General features: G+C 42.5%; 19 protein-coding genes. 6 read left to right on the plus strand and 13 right to left on the minus strand.

The genetic code is table 11. The features are described 5' to 3' along the window. Positions 1-20 precede the first annotated feature (20 nt). Positions 21-482, plus strand: a complete 462-nt coding sequence (locus AC5JM2_RS20600) for a DUF7980 family protein (protein ID WP_495836702.1) — start codon at positions 21-23, stop codon at positions 480-482. A gap of 55 nt (positions 483-537) precedes the next feature. Here the strand turns inward: AC5JM2_RS20600 and AC5JM2_RS20605 are convergent, their stop codons facing one another. Both AC5JM2_RS20605 and AC5JM2_RS20610 read right to left on the minus strand, forming a co-directional pair. Further along, positions 538-741: a hypothetical protein gene (locus AC5JM2_RS20605; protein ID WP_318560328.1), complete on the minus strand. Its 204-nt coding sequence runs from the start codon at positions 739-741 to the stop codon at positions 538-540. A gap of 81 nt (positions 742-822) precedes the next feature. Continuing rightward, complete coding sequence (locus AC5JM2_RS20610) at positions 823-1500, minus strand: GntR family transcriptional regulator (RefSeq protein WP_495836703.1); 678 nt, start codon at positions 1498-1500, stop codon at positions 823-825. A 302-nt stretch (positions 1501-1802) separates the two neighbouring features. Between AC5JM2_RS20610 and AC5JM2_RS20615 the strand changes: the two genes are divergently transcribed. Both AC5JM2_RS20615 and AC5JM2_RS20620 read left to right on the plus strand, forming a co-directional pair. Next, entirely contained in the window at positions 1803-2852 is a 1050-nt protein-coding gene (locus AC5JM2_RS20615) for an RRXRR domain-containing protein (protein WP_495836704.1), read from the plus strand. Positions 2853-2917: 65 nt separating this feature from the next. Then, positions 2918-4540, plus strand: a complete 1623-nt coding sequence (locus AC5JM2_RS20620; protein ID WP_495836705.1) for a 2-isopropylmalate synthase — start codon at positions 2918-2920, stop codon at positions 4538-4540. Between the two features lie 167 nt (positions 4541-4707). Here AC5JM2_RS20620 and AC5JM2_RS20625 read toward each other — a convergent pair whose 3' ends face one another. Then, positions 4708-4881, minus strand: a complete 174-nt coding sequence (locus tag AC5JM2_RS20625; protein WP_495836706.1) for a hypothetical protein — start codon at positions 4879-4881, stop codon at positions 4708-4710. 63 nt (positions 4882-4944) lie between these two features. Here AC5JM2_RS20625 and AC5JM2_RS20630 point away from each other — a divergent pair, with 63 nt between their 5' ends. Beyond that, positions 4945-5787 (plus strand): restriction endonuclease, encoded by an 843-nt coding sequence (locus AC5JM2_RS20630; RefSeq protein WP_495836707.1) that lies wholly within the window; start codon positions 4945-4947, stop codon positions 5785-5787. Between the two features lie 205 nt (positions 5788-5992). Here the strand turns inward: AC5JM2_RS20630 and AC5JM2_RS20635 are convergent, their stop codons facing one another. Next, positions 5993-6184, minus strand: a complete 192-nt coding sequence (locus AC5JM2_RS20635) for a hypothetical protein (protein WP_495836708.1) — start codon at positions 6182-6184, stop codon at positions 5993-5995. A gap of 339 nt (positions 6185-6523) precedes the next feature. On the opposite strand from AC5JM2_RS20635, the gene AC5JM2_RS20640 reads away from it, so the two are divergent. Then, positions 6524-7051: an SgcJ/EcaC family oxidoreductase gene (locus AC5JM2_RS20640; RefSeq protein WP_495836709.1), complete on the plus strand. Its 528-nt coding sequence runs from the start codon at positions 6524-6526 to the stop codon at positions 7049-7051. A 120-nt stretch (positions 7052-7171) separates the two neighbouring features. Here the strand turns inward: AC5JM2_RS20640 and AC5JM2_RS20645 are convergent, their stop codons facing one another. The 9 genes from AC5JM2_RS20645 to AC5JM2_RS20685 all read right to left on the minus strand — a co-directional run bounded on the left by AC5JM2_RS20645 (position 7172) and on the right by AC5JM2_RS20685 (position 14136). Next, positions 7172-7378, minus strand: coding sequence for a serine hydrolase (locus AC5JM2_RS20645; RefSeq protein ID WP_495836740.1), 207 nt, complete (start codon positions 7376-7378; stop codon positions 7172-7174). A gap of 80 nt (positions 7379-7458) precedes the next feature. Further along, entirely contained in the window at positions 7459-8607 is a 1149-nt protein-coding gene (bla, locus tag AC5JM2_RS20650; protein WP_495836710.1) for a class A beta-lactamase, read from the minus strand. A gap of 316 nt (positions 8608-8923) precedes the next feature. After that, positions 8924-9364 (minus strand): DUF4174 domain-containing protein, encoded by a 441-nt coding sequence (locus AC5JM2_RS20655; protein ID WP_495836711.1) that lies wholly within the window; start codon positions 9362-9364, stop codon positions 8924-8926. Positions 9365-9556: 192 nt separating this feature from the next. After that, entirely contained in the window at positions 9557-10183 is a 627-nt protein-coding gene (locus AC5JM2_RS20660) for a hypothetical protein (RefSeq protein ID WP_495836712.1), read from the minus strand. 86 nt (positions 10184-10269) lie between these two features. Next, positions 10270-10680, minus strand: a complete 411-nt coding sequence (locus AC5JM2_RS20665) for an RNA-guided endonuclease InsQ/TnpB family protein (protein WP_495836713.1) — start codon at positions 10678-10680, stop codon at positions 10270-10272. Between the two features lie 718 nt (positions 10681-11398). After that, positions 11399-11620: an acyl-CoA dehydrogenase family protein gene (locus AC5JM2_RS20670; protein WP_495836741.1), complete on the minus strand. Its 222-nt coding sequence runs from the start codon at positions 11618-11620 to the stop codon at positions 11399-11401. Next, on the minus strand, positions 11559-12635 hold the full coding sequence (locus tag AC5JM2_RS20675) for an acyl-CoA dehydrogenase family protein (RefSeq protein WP_495836714.1): 1077 nt from the start codon (positions 12633-12635) through the stop codon (positions 11559-11561). The genes AC5JM2_RS20670 and AC5JM2_RS20675 overlap by 62 nt, the downstream gene beginning before the upstream one ends. A gap of 13 nt (positions 12636-12648) precedes the next feature. Then, on the minus strand, positions 12649-13512 hold the full coding sequence (locus AC5JM2_RS20680) for a DUF2182 domain-containing protein (RefSeq protein WP_495836715.1): 864 nt from the start codon (positions 13510-13512) through the stop codon (positions 12649-12651). Between the two features lie 6 nt (positions 13513-13518). Then, positions 13519-14136: a DUF1326 domain-containing protein gene (locus AC5JM2_RS20685; RefSeq protein WP_495836716.1), complete on the minus strand. Its 618-nt coding sequence runs from the start codon at positions 14134-14136 to the stop codon at positions 13519-13521. Positions 14137-14745: 609 nt separating this feature from the next. Here AC5JM2_RS20685 and AC5JM2_RS20690 point away from each other — a divergent pair. Next, a complete protein-coding gene (locus tag AC5JM2_RS20690) occupies positions 14746-16455 on the plus strand; it encodes an iron uptake porin (RefSeq protein WP_495836717.1) in 1710 nt (569 codons plus the stop codon). Positions 16456-16490: the final 35 nt, after the last annotated feature.

Consider the following 16490-nt stretch of genomic DNA (forward strand, 5'->3'; position numbering starts at 1 on the left):
CATATTAATTATGCAGTATTATGATAAATCTTCCAGTCGTCAATCGAAAGTCAAACGCAGCAGGACAAACAACCCCAAAGCAGTTACAGTGGGCTGTTCTTGGGGACTGGAAACAAAATACATTTAAGAAACTTAGAGGCGGTTTTTTTCTAGTTCTTGGATATTTGCTGTCACCCCTGTGTTGGTGGAATGACTTGTTGTTCAATTTGCCAATTGCTTATGGTTTCGGATATATCTGTAGTTTATTTAATCCAAAGTTACTATTGCCTTGCTCAATTGTAGGATACTGGCTTTCTAACATTGTCGGTATCCTTTTGATGCAGTTCGGCGCTATGGATGTTTTGCCAAATCAATCCAAGGAGCGTAATTTGAAAAAAGAATTACTTACAGGTCTAGTTTCTTCAACGCTCTATACTCTTGTGATTTTGGCATTAGTTCAGTTGAAAATTCTCGACGCTCCTATTCAGTTATTTGGCAGTTGATTTTTTTTGGTGCGTTATGCTCATACTAACGCACCTATATCATTAAAAATATTTTTTATACATCTATAGATTTTTCAATGATTTTTAGGTAAGGAAGCAATTCTTCTAAAGTATCAGCAAACGCAAAAGGCACAGCAACTCCATCTTGAACAATCAGTTGCATACAGTACTTAGAATAAATAGGAACATTATTATTTGTTTCAACACATGGATCGGGTAGCATTGTAATGAGCACTTCATCAGAATATTTAAGTACCACAAAAAGCCTCTTCAAGCAGAATCAACGGTCATAAATGTATTATTTCTCATAAGTATGAATAAGTTGTGGCAATTATATGTTTTAGCTGTGAATATTTTGTCGCAAGTATGCAACTAGCTGCTCTCCTGCTGTGTCAATGTGTTTTTTGAGTAGCTTAACAGCAGCTTTGGTATCGTGCTGTTGACAAGCTTCTAATAATTGGTAGTGTTCCTTTTGAGAACGCTCTAAGTAATCCATTTGACTCATCTGAAGCCGCACATAACGGTCTACATTCAGGTGTAGAGTTTTAATCATCGTTAGTAGCCGAGGACGTTCAGCACTTTTATAAAGTGTTTCATGGAATTCCCAGTTCAGTTTCGCAAGCATTCCTGCGTCAGTTGTCTGGTCTGTCTGTTTTAAAATGACAGTGGCTTTTTCTAAATCTGCTGCAGTTAGCTTGGGAATTGCCAGTTGAATTGCTTTCACCTCCAATGCACTCCTAATCTCGAAGATTTCTTGCGCTTCTGTTGGAGAAAGTGCTGATACCGTTGCTCCCCGATTGAGATGCAGCTTCACCAATCCTTCGGCTTCAAGCTGACGTAAAGCTTCCCGCACAGGAATGCGGCTGACTCCAAACTGAGTCGCAATTTCATCTTGTCTGAGGGATTGTCCTTCCTGAAAAATTCCGCGTACGATCGCCTCTCGCAAAGCGTCTGCAATCAAATCTGGGGTACTGCGTTGTTGTTGCAGCACATTGGCTGCTAAATCATTTAAGTTCATAATTTATTAAGTTCATAATTTATATTGTATACAATTTTTTGTATACAATATTCAAAAGATGTCTAACAATCCCTTTATTGATACCACGGGAGACAGTGGTCACTGACCCCTGCCTAAAGGCTCGGGGCTTGAAAGCGGAGGCAACGCCTACTTCTTAATTCAAGACTAAACCAGTGTCTAGACAAGCAAACTGAACCAACTAGCATGGCAGCTCAAACGGACGAAAGAATGCCTCCCTAGTTCTTCTCCTCTCCGTTGGTCAGTGTCGAAGGGATATATATACTCGCAAGAGGCTTATCACAATGTTTGTACCAGTAGTAGACCAAAGCAATTGTCCCTTAATGCCAACAACGCCAAGTAGAGCAAGGCGTTGGATTAAGTCAGGTAAAGCAACGCCATTTTTTAAAAAAGGAGTATTTTGTGTTCGATTAAATATTGAGTCATCCAATAAAAACACTCAGCCAATAGCAATTGGAATTGATCCAGGCTCAAAACGCGAAGGATTTACAGTTAAATCCCGAAAGTATACTTATTTGAATATTCAAACTCATGCTGTGGACTGGGTTAAAAATCATGTAGAAATTCGTCGGAATATGCGGCGAGCCAGACGTTTTCGCAAAACCCCATGCCGTCAAAATCGACGTAATCGGTTAGCCAACAAAGTTAAATTACCACCTTCCACTAAAGCCAGATGGCAATGGAAGTTGCGTATTTGTAAATGGCTCGCCTCGTTGTTTCCTCTCTCTGTATTTGTAGTAGAAGATATCAAAGCTAAAACCTGGAAAGGTGCGTGTAAATACAACGTGATGTTTTCACCGCTAGAGGTAGGGAAACAATGGTTTTATTCTGAATTACGACAACTCGCTAATCTTGAAACTCGCTCAGGTTTTGATACTTACCAGACAAGGCAAGAGCTAGGACTGAAAAAATCCAAAAACAAACTTTCTAATAAGTTCGATGCTCATTGTGTTGACTCGTGGGCGCTTGCTAATTGGTATGTTGAAGGACATGCCAAACCTGACAATACATCATTAATTGAAATTATTCCCTTAGAGTTTCATAGGCGTCAGTTACACAGATTGCAACACGCTGCTGGGCATATCCGTTCTCGATACGGTGGAACTATGAGCGCAGGTTTAAAGCGTGGTTCTGTTGTTAGACACCCCAAATATGGATTTTCTTACGTCGGAGGTTGGCAAGAATCTCCAACGAAGAAAGACCCAGATAGAAAAATAATTAGCTTGCACAGTCTTGATACTGGTAAGCGATTGTGTCAAAACGCATTACCCGCAGATTGTAAGTTTTTGTCTTACAATTCATGGCGGATTGCGAAGACCAGTGACGGGCGCTAAAGCACCCGTTGATTTTTCCTCCCAGGGCTAAAGCCGCTGGGTTTCCAAATCTATCGCGAGGTTTTATGAGCATTCAATCTCAACCAGACCGAGTCATTATCTTTGACACAACATTACGAGATGGTGAACAGTCACCAGGCGCAACGCTGCTGGTGGAAGAGAAACTGGCGATCGCTCATCAACTGGCTCTTTTAGGGGTTGATGTGATTGAAGCCGGATTTGCCGTAGCGAGTCCCGGAGATTTTGAAGCTGTCAAAACAATAGCTCAACAAGTTGGTGTGTTGGGTGGACCGATCATTTGCTCTTTAGCAAGAGCAATTCGGCAAGATATTCAAGCTGCGGCTGAAGCATTGCAAGAAGCGGCTCATCCGAGAATTCATACTTTCATTTCAACTTCAGATATTCACTTGAAGTACCAGTTGAAAAAATCTCGGAGTGAAGTTATGGCGATCGCCCAAGAAATGGTAGCCTATGCCAAGTCTTTTGTAGAGGATGTGGAATTCTCACCGATGGATGCAAGCCGCACTGATCCAGAATTCCTCTACCAAATTTTAGAACGAGTGATTGCTGCAGGTGCAACCACGATCAACATTCCTGACACTGTCGGCTACTGCACACCCAAAGACATGGCGGCGCTGATTCAGGGTGTGCAAGAAAATGTGCCTAATATTGATCAAGTTATTCTTTCGGTTCACACTCAAAACGATTTGGGTTTGGCGAGTGCGAACGCCCTGACAGCAATTGAAAATGGCGTGCGTCAAGTCGAGTGTACAGTGAATGGAATTGGTGAACGAGCCGGAAATGCAGCGCTGGAAGAGATTGTCATGGCATTGCAAGTTCGTAAACCTCATTTTAATCCCTACTTTGGTCGTGCGGTTGATTGCGATGCACCTTTGACGAACATCAACACGCAAGAGATTTACAAAACTTCTTGTTTGGTTTCACAACTCACAGGAATTGTGGTTCAACCGAATAAAGCGATCGTTGGAGCAAATGCTTTTGCTCATGAATCTGGAATTCACCAAGATGGAATTCTCAAACATCGCCAGACTTATGAGATTATGGAAGCTGCTGACATCGGTCTTGCTGAAAACAGCATTATTTTGGGTAAGCACTCTGGAAGGAATGCTTTGCGAACCAGACTCCAGGAATTGGGGTTTGAGTTGAGCGAGGCAGATTTCAACAAAGCCTTTATGCGGTTCAAAGAAATTGCTGATAAGAAAAAGGAGATGTCCGATTGGGATTTAGAGGCGATTGTTCGGGATGAAACGCAAATTCAAGTAGACAAAGGCTTTCAACTCGAACACGTCCAAGTCACCTGTGGTGATTGCACCTGTCCGACTGCAACGATCACAGTTGTAACTCCCAACGGAGAAATTTCAACGGATGCAGCAGTAGGAACTGGTCCAGTAGATGCTGTGTACAAAGCAATCAATAGAGTTGTGCAGATTCCCAACCAACTGATAGAGTTTTCCGTTCAGTCTGTGACTGGTGGAATAGATGCTCTGGGAACAGTTACAATTCGCTTACGATATCAGGAGCGCATTTTCTCTGGACAAGCTTCTGATACTGATATTGTAGTCGCAGCAGCCTACGCTCACATGAATGCACTGAATCGGCTTTATCGATTTTTGCAAAGGGATACAGAGAAGTCTCATGCTTCAGATTCTGCACCAGTTCATAAATGAGACTTACTTGGTGTTCTTGACAAGGTAGTTCAGAACATTAACAAGTCGGACTAACGAAGGGCTGGGTTAAAATGGAGAGACTCCCAGCCTACTTCGTATGAGTGAATTAGTAATCTCATCAATCAAGGTATAAATTATGTCTAAGATAGTGACATTCCTAGAAATAATTAGCTAAAATCGTAAAGCGCTGCTGTTTTCAGCAGATCGCTTTCAATAACGTCACAATTGAGTTCACTCGCTCGTGAATCCTGTTCAATAGAAAACCTTGGTAAATCAAGGGGACTACGAACAGCTTTGCCACCACGGTTAAGAACATGAGTATAAATTATTGTCGTTTTCACATCCTTATCGTCGTTCTAAGCTAAATTTCAGATCTAGACTTTGAGAAATTTCAATAAGCTGCAATGCCATATAAGCCCAAGCTTGACTTATCTAAATATGATCTGCTCTCTGCAAAGGATAAGCTCTTCTCTTATGTTTGCGAAAAAGCAAAGTCTTGGGGCTATGATTCCAACGTAGAATGTGCCCTTCTGTCCCCTAAGCAATCCTATGATATTGGTCTTAACCGAGTATGGCGTGTTATGTGGGAGTCGGGTTCCTATAACTGGGGTATTGATCTCTCTTTTGGTGGTGTTACATTTGTCAAATATGATGGGCCTTGGGATACTTCTGAACCTGAGATCATTCTTGGTGATCCTGACGGTTGGTATCTAGAACCCTATTACAGTTTTGATGTTGGCTTCGTTCCAGATACTCCTTATGCGGACTTTGAGGACGACCAGTCAAATTCAATTATCACGATCACTAATTTCATTTCTGAACAATTGATGCGCGAGATTGCTCGCTATCCCAAACTTTTGCAAACAATAGAGAGGCGACGCTTTGAAGAATTCATTGCTGAATTGTTTCATGGTTTTGGATACGATGTTGAGTTAACTGGGCAAACACGAGATGGTGGAAAGGACATAATTGCAGTTAAAAATGTTGATTCTATTAACTTGCGGTATCTAATTGAATGTAAGCGTCCAGATCCAGGGAACCCCGTGCCTGTTTCCACTGTTCGCGAACTTTTAGGTGTAAAGGCTGACGATCCAGCAACTAAAGCTCTTCTTGTTACTACCACTGACTTTACGACAGGCGCAAAATCACTTATTGAACGTCATCGCTGGCATCTAGAAGGTAAAATCTATCATGATATTATTGCGTGGATTAATAACTACAATCGCATAAAGGGTATTGAACTGTAGCAATCACGACATAACAACCGCGCTGCACCGGAACGTTCTAATATAGTCGGTTAAGTTGCGAAGGTTATTTGCGTCCGGTGAGCGCGGCCGTTACTGCGATCACCCCAAAGGGGCGGCTCCTCCGGAGCATCACCGAAGGCGGGGCTTTGCCTATCGCGTAAGCGCAAAGCGTAGGCTCCGCCAATGCGTAGCGTGTCCGGAGGACTCAGCGGGCACTCCGTGCCATCGCCCCTTTGGAGCGATCGCAGCAGAAAAATACAGTTGCACAATCCCATGCGATCGCTATTGTATAGTTGTGTAGTTCGTAATACACAACTTTTTTTGCTGCTAAAGTGTGGTTAATCTCGACACCAATAGTGTGATCGCATTTATAGCTGAAGGCTCTACCGTTCGTCATCAGCTACGCATATTCGTTCAAGACCAACAACTGGTGATGGCACAAACTGCTTTTGATGAATTGTGGAATTCTCGCCGATAGATGCAAGTCGGACTGATCCAGAAGTCCTCTACAAAATTTTAGAACGAGTGATTGCTGCTGTAATGCTGTGAAGATGACATTTCTCAGATGTAGAGCAGTGCTGTTTGGGAATAAATTGAGAACTAACAAGACATAAAAGGTGCTCGGAATAGATTTAAGAGATAATTCATTTCCCTGTCTTAGCATAATTTTGATTTCCGACTCCTATTAATGACAAGTTGTACTAAGCAAATAAACTAAAACTTTAAGGAGTAAATTATGTTTAAATTCAACAAACAGCTGAGTGCCTTAGCGCTTTTAACGATGACTTCTGTTGGTGAAACTATGCTAACCGTTGCAAAGGCATCTGCTCAAACTCAATCACATAGAACACCAGCAAGCACAACCCTACAGCAAGTTGCTGTGGGACCTAAAGAGCGGGATATCGCCGCGCTCTTTGACAAATGGAATGCTGCTTTGCAAACAGAAAATCCTGATGAAGTAGTGAAGCTCTACGCAAAAGATGGTGTGCTCCTGCCAACGGTATCTAATAAGGTGCGGAGCACTCACTCACAAATGAGAGACTACTTCGAGCATTTCCTCAAATACAAGCCTAAAGGTACAATCCTTGAACAAAACGTCCGCGTCATTGACAAGCTGTTCGCCATCAACTCGGGTGTCTACAGCTTCAACATAATCAAGAATGGTAAACCTGAAAAAATTGTGGCCCGTTACTCGTTCGTCTATCGCCATGATGGCAACGACTGGCTAATCGTTGATCACCATTCCTCTGCTATGCCTGAGTAGTGTCTGCCTTGTCCTATCGAATATATTGAATCATCCAGTGCTTACGATTATGTAAATATGACTTATGTAAATATGACCATTAACATGACGAATGCTTGCCCTGCTATTTTCAACTGAGATTTATTGCATCGCCTTTACCACTGCTGAGGCGATGTCGGACATGACTTTCTCGCGCACTTCCTCAGGCGCTTTTGATCCGGCGATGAATACGGCGATCGCCACACGCTTTCCATCCGCTGAACTAGCAATCCCAACGTCATTTGTTGCAGTAATGGAAACGTACTCTGTTGTCTTATAGTCCCATGTAATCTCACTTCCAGAAGGAATATCAACCGATGCAACGAAATCGTATACTCATGACGATTTGGCATATGCTCCTGATAACAAATTGGTCAACTATAAGCACTCTATTGCATCGCCTTTACCACTGCTGAGGCGATATCGGACATGACTTTCTCGCGCACTTCCTCAGGCGCTTTTGAACCTGCGATGAATACGGCGATCGCCACACGCTTTCCATCCGGTGAACTAGCAATCCCAACGTCATTTGTTGCAGTATTTATCCCAAGAACATCTGCACCCGTACCAGTCTTGTGTGCGATCGACCAATTATTGGGTAGCCCTGCTTTTAGCCGCTTCTGTCCTGTTGGAGAATCGGTCATTATCTTTAGTAACAAAGCGGTAGAGTTCTCGGACAATAACTGATTCGAGCGTAACCTTGCCAAAAGATTAACCATCGCTTCAGGAGTTGCAGTATCTCGTGAGTCGCGAAGATAGTTTTCCAAAGCAGCTTTCTTCTGGCGATCTGGAATCTTTTCCACAGCTTCCTTGTATTTTTGTTCGTCAGCTAATTCAGGTTGAAAGTTTTTGAGTCCCACACTCTGGGGCTGTAGCTGCTGTTCTAATCGATCAACGCGGATGTTGCGAATTTGCAGTTCGCGTAAGATAGCAGTAACTTTTTCCGGTCCACCAACTAATCGCACCAAAGCGTCAGCGGCAGTATTATCACTCATTCCCACAGAGCGTTCTAGAACGTTTCGGAGTGGGATCTGTACTCTATCACCTCTGAATTCTTTGATGATAGGACTCCATCCAGGAGCAAGATCCCGACGCATAATCGTGACTAATTGCCTGAGCGACATCTTGCCCTCGTCTACTCGTTTCAAGACAGCTATGGCAGAAGGAAGCTTAAATACGCTTTGCATGGGAAAGCGCTGCTTACCATTGAGAAACCAGCTTTGACCGTTATTAAGGTCTAAAACCCCAATACCAACTTTACCTTGGGCGGCTGAAATATCGAGATTTTGTAACTGCTGTTGAAATAATGAAGTATTGGGCTGCCCCGTAGTGACAACAGCGCTTACTTTCATCATGCCATCTGCAAGCGGTGAGGTTTGATGAATTTGTTGCTCAAGTTGCTGTGAGGAGACCTGTGTGATGCTTGGAGATAAAGGGGTTAGAGATGGTTGTTGTGCTTTGACTGGAAGCAACATAAACGAAAGCAGAATAACCACTCCAAACGAAAGCCAAAAACGACGTACAAACACTGGAAACATCTGACGTTAAATTTCTAGGTGTGAATATTTGTTCTACCGTATCATCGACTTTGTTAATGTCTGTTCTGTTTCTGGTAAAAACTTTAGTATCTAAAATATTTGCGTCAAATTTAAATATGACCGAACAAAGAACTCCCCGGCTAGAGCCCAAAACCGTACTGCCTCCCGAATTGATTCGTGGAAGCAAAAATGTTTCCTTGTAAAATCCCCACGAATGGAATCCGTGGGGATTTTCTGTGTTCTGCGTTCTTCTTAACCAAGTAATGTTACAAACAGCTCAAAGGAGCAGGACATTAGTTTATTTTTGAATTGTTAACTAGCCTCGTTCTCGCATTTCCTGTCTTCGCATGGGCATGGCATCAATTTCGTTAAAAATAGCTTTTGCTTGGATAGGAGTTGTATCACGACGCTTGACACCACCGTCTTTACCCACCAAGACAACACAAAAATCTTGGTTACTGACTTTTAGGCGATAGCGCAACCTAGCCGCCCCCGCCGGATCTATTTGCTCTGTGTTAGCAAAACTCTTGCCGTTTGCAACAACTTGAACAAGAACTAAATCCCGCTCACGAAAACTTGATTTATACTTGTCAAACAGTTGCATCTGCTTTTGGTAAGCAGGATTGCTACTAGAGGGAGCAAACACTACTAGTACGCGATTTTTCCATTTTTGAGAACTCAGGTTGAAAGAGGACGTATTTGCAGAATTATTGGTTGAAGCATGAGCACGACCGAATGTACTTACCGGCAGTAGCATAACAAATGCTAGTAAGGGGATTATGAGTGCTGATTTATTCAAAGTGAAAGATCTCCTTGCGCACTATGAATATTTGGTTTGTAGTCGTAATATTTTTCTAGACTATCATCTACTTTCTTGATGTCTCCTCTATTTGGTGGTAGAGACGTTGGTATGATTTACTTAAATTGAGAATATTGCATTTAACGAAGTTCAATTTTCTCGAATCCACAGTGCTAGCCCACCTCCACGACCGCTAGCTGCAATCAAGTCTTGTGTGACTAAGAAAAACGCAAAGAAGGGTAGTTTCGCTACAGGTTGAGTATAAAAATTTTCCGCCCCAGTTTTACCGCCTCGAATCTGACCGCTGTAAATCACACGACCAAACAAACTGATTTGCATCTGGAGAAAGTCAAACGCCAATAAGTTTTTCTTCGCTGAATATTGTGCTGGACCTTTGAGCTTCAACGAAACAAAACCACATTGAACTGAATTGCCAATTCCCTCTCTGCTTGGAGTTTCATCTACAGCTGGCGTGGTGTCAAAGGAAATATAAGTTGCAGCCAATTTCGGGATATAAAAACCTTTGCCCAAGACAATTCCGGCTTTATTTATGACTTTTTTGGTTCCAGTGACAAAGCATAGTCGCCATTCACCAACCAAGGACTCAAAAGGATATGTCAGGTGTTGCTGTTTAGCTGCTTTTTCCGCTTGCAGCAAAGCATTGACCACGACTTCAGCACCGGGGCGCTCATTTCTCTGTCCTTGATACGCAGTTGCAGCGAGTGAGAGTACAGTGACAAAATCACCTGAGGCAAGGGAAGTTAAATCGGCTGTCATAAAGGCACTCCAGATTTTGCAACTTAATACTCTGGGTGACATCCTCCCACATTAACCGCAAGCGGTATAGTGTGGGCTTCCTCAAATCACTTCGAGGATTTCCTGGTTTTTCCCTTACGGGATTTCGCCACTTGCCTAGACTGACTTGCATCAGTCCCCGGTAGATCGACTGCACAGGCTGTTTCCATTCCCGTCTGCCCGACGGTACTAATGAGCTTGATTCCTCGGTTTCTAATATTTTGACCTGCTGCCACATCTCTATCTGTTGTATATCCGCAGTTTGGGCAGCTATGAACTCTAACACTCAGGTCTTTTTTGACTAAACCACCACATTCAGGGCATTCCTGAGAAGTCCCCCTGGCGTCAACCTCAGCAAAGAATTTTCCGCGTTTCCAGCAGACATACTTGACAATAGTTCTGAACTGTCCAAATCCAGCATCAAGCATATGTTTACCAAACATGCCTTTTGCACTAGTGCAGTAGTCTAGATCTTCCATGAAAATCATGTCACCAGCATCGCAAAGTGCATGAGCTTGCTTATCAGTATTGTAGAGGATTTACTAGACTGGTGACAACTACTAAATGTTAATATTATAAACATCGAGTTCCTAATATTAACCTGGAGAGCGAGTGTGGTCTTGGGGGTTTCCCCCATGAACATTTTGCGTGGAGTCCATGTATCCCAACGCTATGGCGTGGGTCTTATAGCTCCCCCAGACCCCTACAGAAGATAAATCATAAAGCTAATATCTTTTAATTTTTTTGCCTAACTTTAGGAATTCTTCCGGGTGTTGCTTAAGGGACTATGGAAGTTAGTATTATCTACATAGCGTGAAAATAACATGGAAGCTTTTAGCATCAATATTGACCATTAAATCTTATTTTTGGTACAATAGTACTAATGAAATAAAAAATAATATTCAGTCACTTTTTATACTTTAAGCTTTTACTTTGTTAATTTTATTGACAAAATATCTAATAAAAATATTCAAGGTAAGTGTTAATGCTATATCGCTCAAGGGGCTGCTTCAAAGGAACATCGCACCTTTGGGGTCAGTACTTTGTCTGCCTAGATAATTGCAGATGATACAAAAGATTATTGCAATACAGTTATGCTCCTTGCCATCGCTAATTGCTAAATATAAGCAGCAATTAGCGATTTTTTTTTATTTTCTATGTCCAGAGTCCACGCTGCTTGGTATCCAACCGATAAAACTATGAGTAAAAGTTGGGTTTTGGTAACTCATTATTCAATGCCCAGTTCCCCAAATCTCGCACTTTGTAATCCACTGGATCATGCAGGGTGAAAGTGCGGAGATTGCGCCAGTAGCGGTCAAAGCCATATTGAGCACTGGTAGCGCGTGCGCCCATAACTTCAAAGATGCGGTTGGTAATGTCTAAACCGACTCTGGTGGCGGCGACTTTGGCAGTGGCGATAGCTTCGCTGCTGCCTTCGGCAGATCGCCAACGCTGATTCTCCCCGTTGTTCTGCTGTCAGTGCCCATTCCTGTTCCCAGGCTGCTTGTAGTAATTCTCCCGCTTGGTCAGTCAGACTTTTAGCTGCTTGGAGGTCAACCCATATATTACCATAGTGCTGGAGAATGTAGGGATCTTGTGTTGCACTTTCTACGCCGGATGTCAACCAGGGCCTTGTCGTCGTGCGAGTATATAATAAAGCCGCCTCAAATGCACCCTGTGCAATTCCCAAATAGATATTGGCAAGGTTCAATTGAGTCAAGCAAGAGCGGATAGTGCCGAAAGGTTGATTTGGTTTATCTCTACTACCTAGAATTTCATCACGATAGACTAGCACATTGTCAAACGTAACACTACCGCTGTCTGTTTGGCGTTGCCCCATATTATCCCAGTCATTATGGATAGTAACGCCTTCCCGTTGGCTGGGAATTGCCAGAATGCTTAATTCACCAGTTTCAACATGAGTAGCTGTAATAGGTAATACATCTGAGTCTTGGGAACCAGAGCAGAAGCTTTTGATGCCGTTGAGGCGGAAATGATTGTCCTGTGATATCAGTGTTGTTCTGCGATCCAGGGGGTTAACGGCATTGCACCAAAACCAATTGTTGCGGATAGTTTCTGAGTAATACCGCTGTTTTTGCTCTGTGGAACCAAAGATATGAGGAATAACCACACCTAAATGGTGGTAGGAGAAGATATGAGCAATAGAGCTATCAACTTTGCCAAACTCGCGGGTTATTTTGAGAGCGACGAGCCAAGTTTGCCCTAGACCGCCGTACTCTTTGGGTACGATCAGTTTTAGTAAATTGCTTTGGCGCAAGCGATAAGCCGGAGGCTTGACGCTACGCGTATCGCGCTCAATTTTTGGTGTTCCCCCTTTAGCATCCCGTGCGACTGCTGTCTGAGCAAATTCCTCTGCCAAGGACTTAGCTAAAACAATGTAATCTTCAGACTCTCTAGTTTCGATTAATTGCATTTATTGCAGCTTCTCAAAATTCAAAAAAAGTTCTCAGGTTTAGTGCATGATGTGTAGGCGAGAATTCCCATAACCAATTAGGATGTACTAAAGTGAGGGTTCCCAAAACAAGCAGACTAGTACCTACTACTGGAACTAGCACACGGCTCCAGCGTGATGTTTTCTCTACTACCATTACGCCAGTTAGTAATAACATTAAGGTAAGATGCCCCACTCCCACGGTAAACATCACCAGCATTAACGCCCAGCAACAGCCCAGGCAGTAAAGACCGTGGCGAATTCCCAAATTCCAGGCAGCTTTCAGCCCTCTTTGATAGTGATGAGTGAGAAAACTCAGAGGATGCCGACACGACTTTAAACAATGTTCTTTCAGTCCACTAAACTGGAACGCACCAGCCATTAGCACAGTTGTGCCAGAAATTAGCCAAGTACGTTGATGAAGCCAGGGTAAAGAATTAACCAGATGGTGTAATCCCCAGTCACCCAAAAAATTGAGGAGAGCAAAGCCAGTCCAGACTGTAGCATAGGCACAGATGAATACGACCAAAAGCAGATAACCTTTTTCCTGACTTTGTTGCCGACTAACTTTCGAGAACAGCCGAATCAATGGTAGGCTGGAGGGCAACATCATCGCTACTGTCATAACCTGCCAAGTCAGTAGAAAAATAAATAGTTTTAGGAAAAGAGGTTGAGATTTTTCCCCAATCAAAGCATCATGATACGACCAGTGGTCAAGACCCGTAACCACCATCAGCAGCATTAACACCCAAGCTAAAAATACCAGCCCCCAAACCGGCATCGTCTCATTCGTTAGAAAGTCATACAGCCTGCTTAAAAGCGGATGTGCAGATGTCGTTTGGCGCGGTGAATCATTCATCGCTGTCTAAGCCTCAAAGCGAAACTCACCCTGAATAGCATTGCGTCCGTTGTATTCCCAGGTGAGATTGAACTCTGGTAAATTCACCTTGTGATAGGAAGCTTTGCCAACGTAAGCAGGAGAACCTGGAATAGTGCTGAATATGCTATCAACTAGCTTGGTAGGTTTGCCGTCAGCACTACGGTAGGGTGCCATTTCTGCACCTAGCACATCTCCAATACGAATCGTCCCTTGAGCTTCTTTGATTTGATACTCAATTGGTGCCACTCGCACATCCAGATTTTCACTGACCAGTTTTGCCAAATCAGCGATCGCCCCTCCAAGTTCACCTGTAAAAACTTTGACTAGTGCCTGCTGTTGTTCAACCGTTCCCTTACCATCAACATAAGTAACTGCTCGCCAGTTTCCCGCTAGGACATTTCCAGGAATATAAACAATTTTTACAAGGGTTAATCCAGATACATCTAAACCTTGGATCTCTCCCCGCTCAACGTAATAGGCGACAAAACTATCGCAACTTCCTCCATCAGGATCTTCCCCAATCCAGCAGGGGCAAGGCGTATTGCAGGAACATGCTTCTAGGATTTGTCCTTCTAGCTCATAGGTTTTGGTAGCGGTTGTCATTGTTACTTCTCCTGCTAACCTTTGCGGGACAACTCTAAATTTTGGTTATCAATTTTAAAGTACAGTCATTTTATAGATTAACCGTATCAAAAATTATTACACAATCTACTTAATAAGACAAGGGGCTTGTTTTCAAAGGCTATATATGCAAAAATCATTATTTACATATAAAATACGGTAATTCTATTAAAATACTGTAATTTATAATTTTTTTTGCGAAAAACTCAGATTAACCTGTGAAATCTTAGGTTTTTTTGTGCAGGTACGTCTTGAAAAAAATGATTTTAATTTTAGTGCTGTTTGCGAGAGAAGTAACTCTATTCCTCTGTGTCCTCTGTGAAAAAATTAGCTTGTGTGGAAATTCTATTCTTGTAATAAAAAGAAGTATTTTATAGTTTGATTACGTAGATGAAAATGCCAGAGATTTTTTTAGCTGCCTGGAAACATCGCATTATTAACACTGATAGAAGAAGAAAAAATGTTTACAAAGGTCTTCAATATATTTCAAATATAGCTATAACGAAATTTTTTAAATTAGTAATCATCTAATTTTTTGAATTTATTCTATCTTATTTTTGACAGATGAAATATGAGGGAGGAGTGAAAAAAATGTTAAATATTTCATTTCAGAATTCACTAGTTGGAGCGGCAATTTTGGGAACTACTTTGCTAGCGAGCACATCAGCTTATGCTGAAAATAGCTATTTAGCTGCACTGATTACGCCTCAAGCAATGACAACAACGGTGATTCCAGCATCACTACCTACTATTGTGACTAAAGTTCGAGTGATTGCACAAGCAGTTGTGGTGCCAGATAAAGAGTCTGCTATTCCTGCAATCAAGAGTGATGCAACTTTCTCACAGACAAGCAGCAGCGACAGAAATAGTACCTTGTCTCAGGTAAATTCTGTGTCTGGACTCTCGGATGTACAGCCAAGCGATTGGGCTTTTCAAGCACTCCAGTCTTTAGTTGAGCGTTATGGATGCATTGCAGGCTATCCAAATAGCACTTATCGGGGAAACCGCGCCATCACTCGCTATGAATTTGCAGCAGGCTTAAATGCTTGTTTATCTCGTATCAACGAGCTAATTGCAACAGCTACATCTGACTTAGTGACCAGAGAAGACTTAACTACTCTACAAAGACTACAAAAAGAATTTGCCGCTGAACTAGTAACTTTACGGGGTCGTGTTGATAATTTAGAAGCTCGGACTGCAGAACTTGAAGCCAATCAGTTTTCTACAACAACAAAGCTAGTAGGAGAAGCCATTTTTGCCATTACAGATGCCTTGAGTGGCTCGGTTAATGATAGCAACACAGTTTTTCAGGATAGAGTTCGCCTCGTTTTCAAAAGTAGTTTTACAGGTCAAGATACTCTATACGTCCGCTTAACTGCTGGAAATGCCACTCCCTTGACGCTGCCAAATGGTACAGCAGAAGGACTTCAAACCTTCAATCTCTCTCCAGCCAACAACGATGATATTCTTGATTGGCTCTCTTATTACTTCCCGATTGGAGACAAAATACAGGCTTACATAGGAGCAGTAAACGGAGTATTTTTTGATTTCATTCCCACTCTAAGTCCCTATTTGGATAGTGCTACAGGTGGTGGTCGCGCTCTTACAGAATTTGCTTCCTCCAGTCCTATTTACCGTATTGGTGGTGGTGCAGGTGGGGGAATCAATTACAAATTCAGTGACAAATTGGTATTGAGCTTGGCTTATTTAGCAGGAGATCATGCCAGACCTCAATCAGGTAGTGGCTTATTTAATGGTCAATATAGCGCACTTGCACAACTAGCATGGAACCCCAACAAGAACTCTGGCATTGGTTTGACCTATGTAAATGCCTACCAAAATCGGGGAGCAATATTTGATCTGGGTAGTGGTTTTACACTTGTCGGGACAGCTCAAGCCAATACTCCATTTGAGCGGATGATTACGAACTCTTACGGAGTACAAGCTTTTTATAAATTTAGTCCTCGATTTGCAGTCAATGGGTTCTTTGGCTACACAAACGCCAAAAATTTGGCAGGTAGTGGTAGTGCAGATATTTGGTACTATGCCGTGGGATTGGCATTCCCAGATTTAGGTAAACAAGGTAACCTTGGTGGTATTCTTGTGGGTGCAGAACCTTATCGGGGTGGTAACCCTGCACCTGCAAACGATTTATCCTTACATATTGAAGGCTTTTACAAGTATCAGTTTACAGATAACATTGCCATCACTCCAGGTGTTATTTGGATTACGGCTCCTGGTCAAAACGATGACAATAAAGATGCGGTTATTGGCACTATAAGAACAACCTTCACCTTTTAGATCATCTGCAAAGGTACAAAGAATAATTCATAGAT

The organism is Brasilonema angustatum (assembly GCF_059505445.1).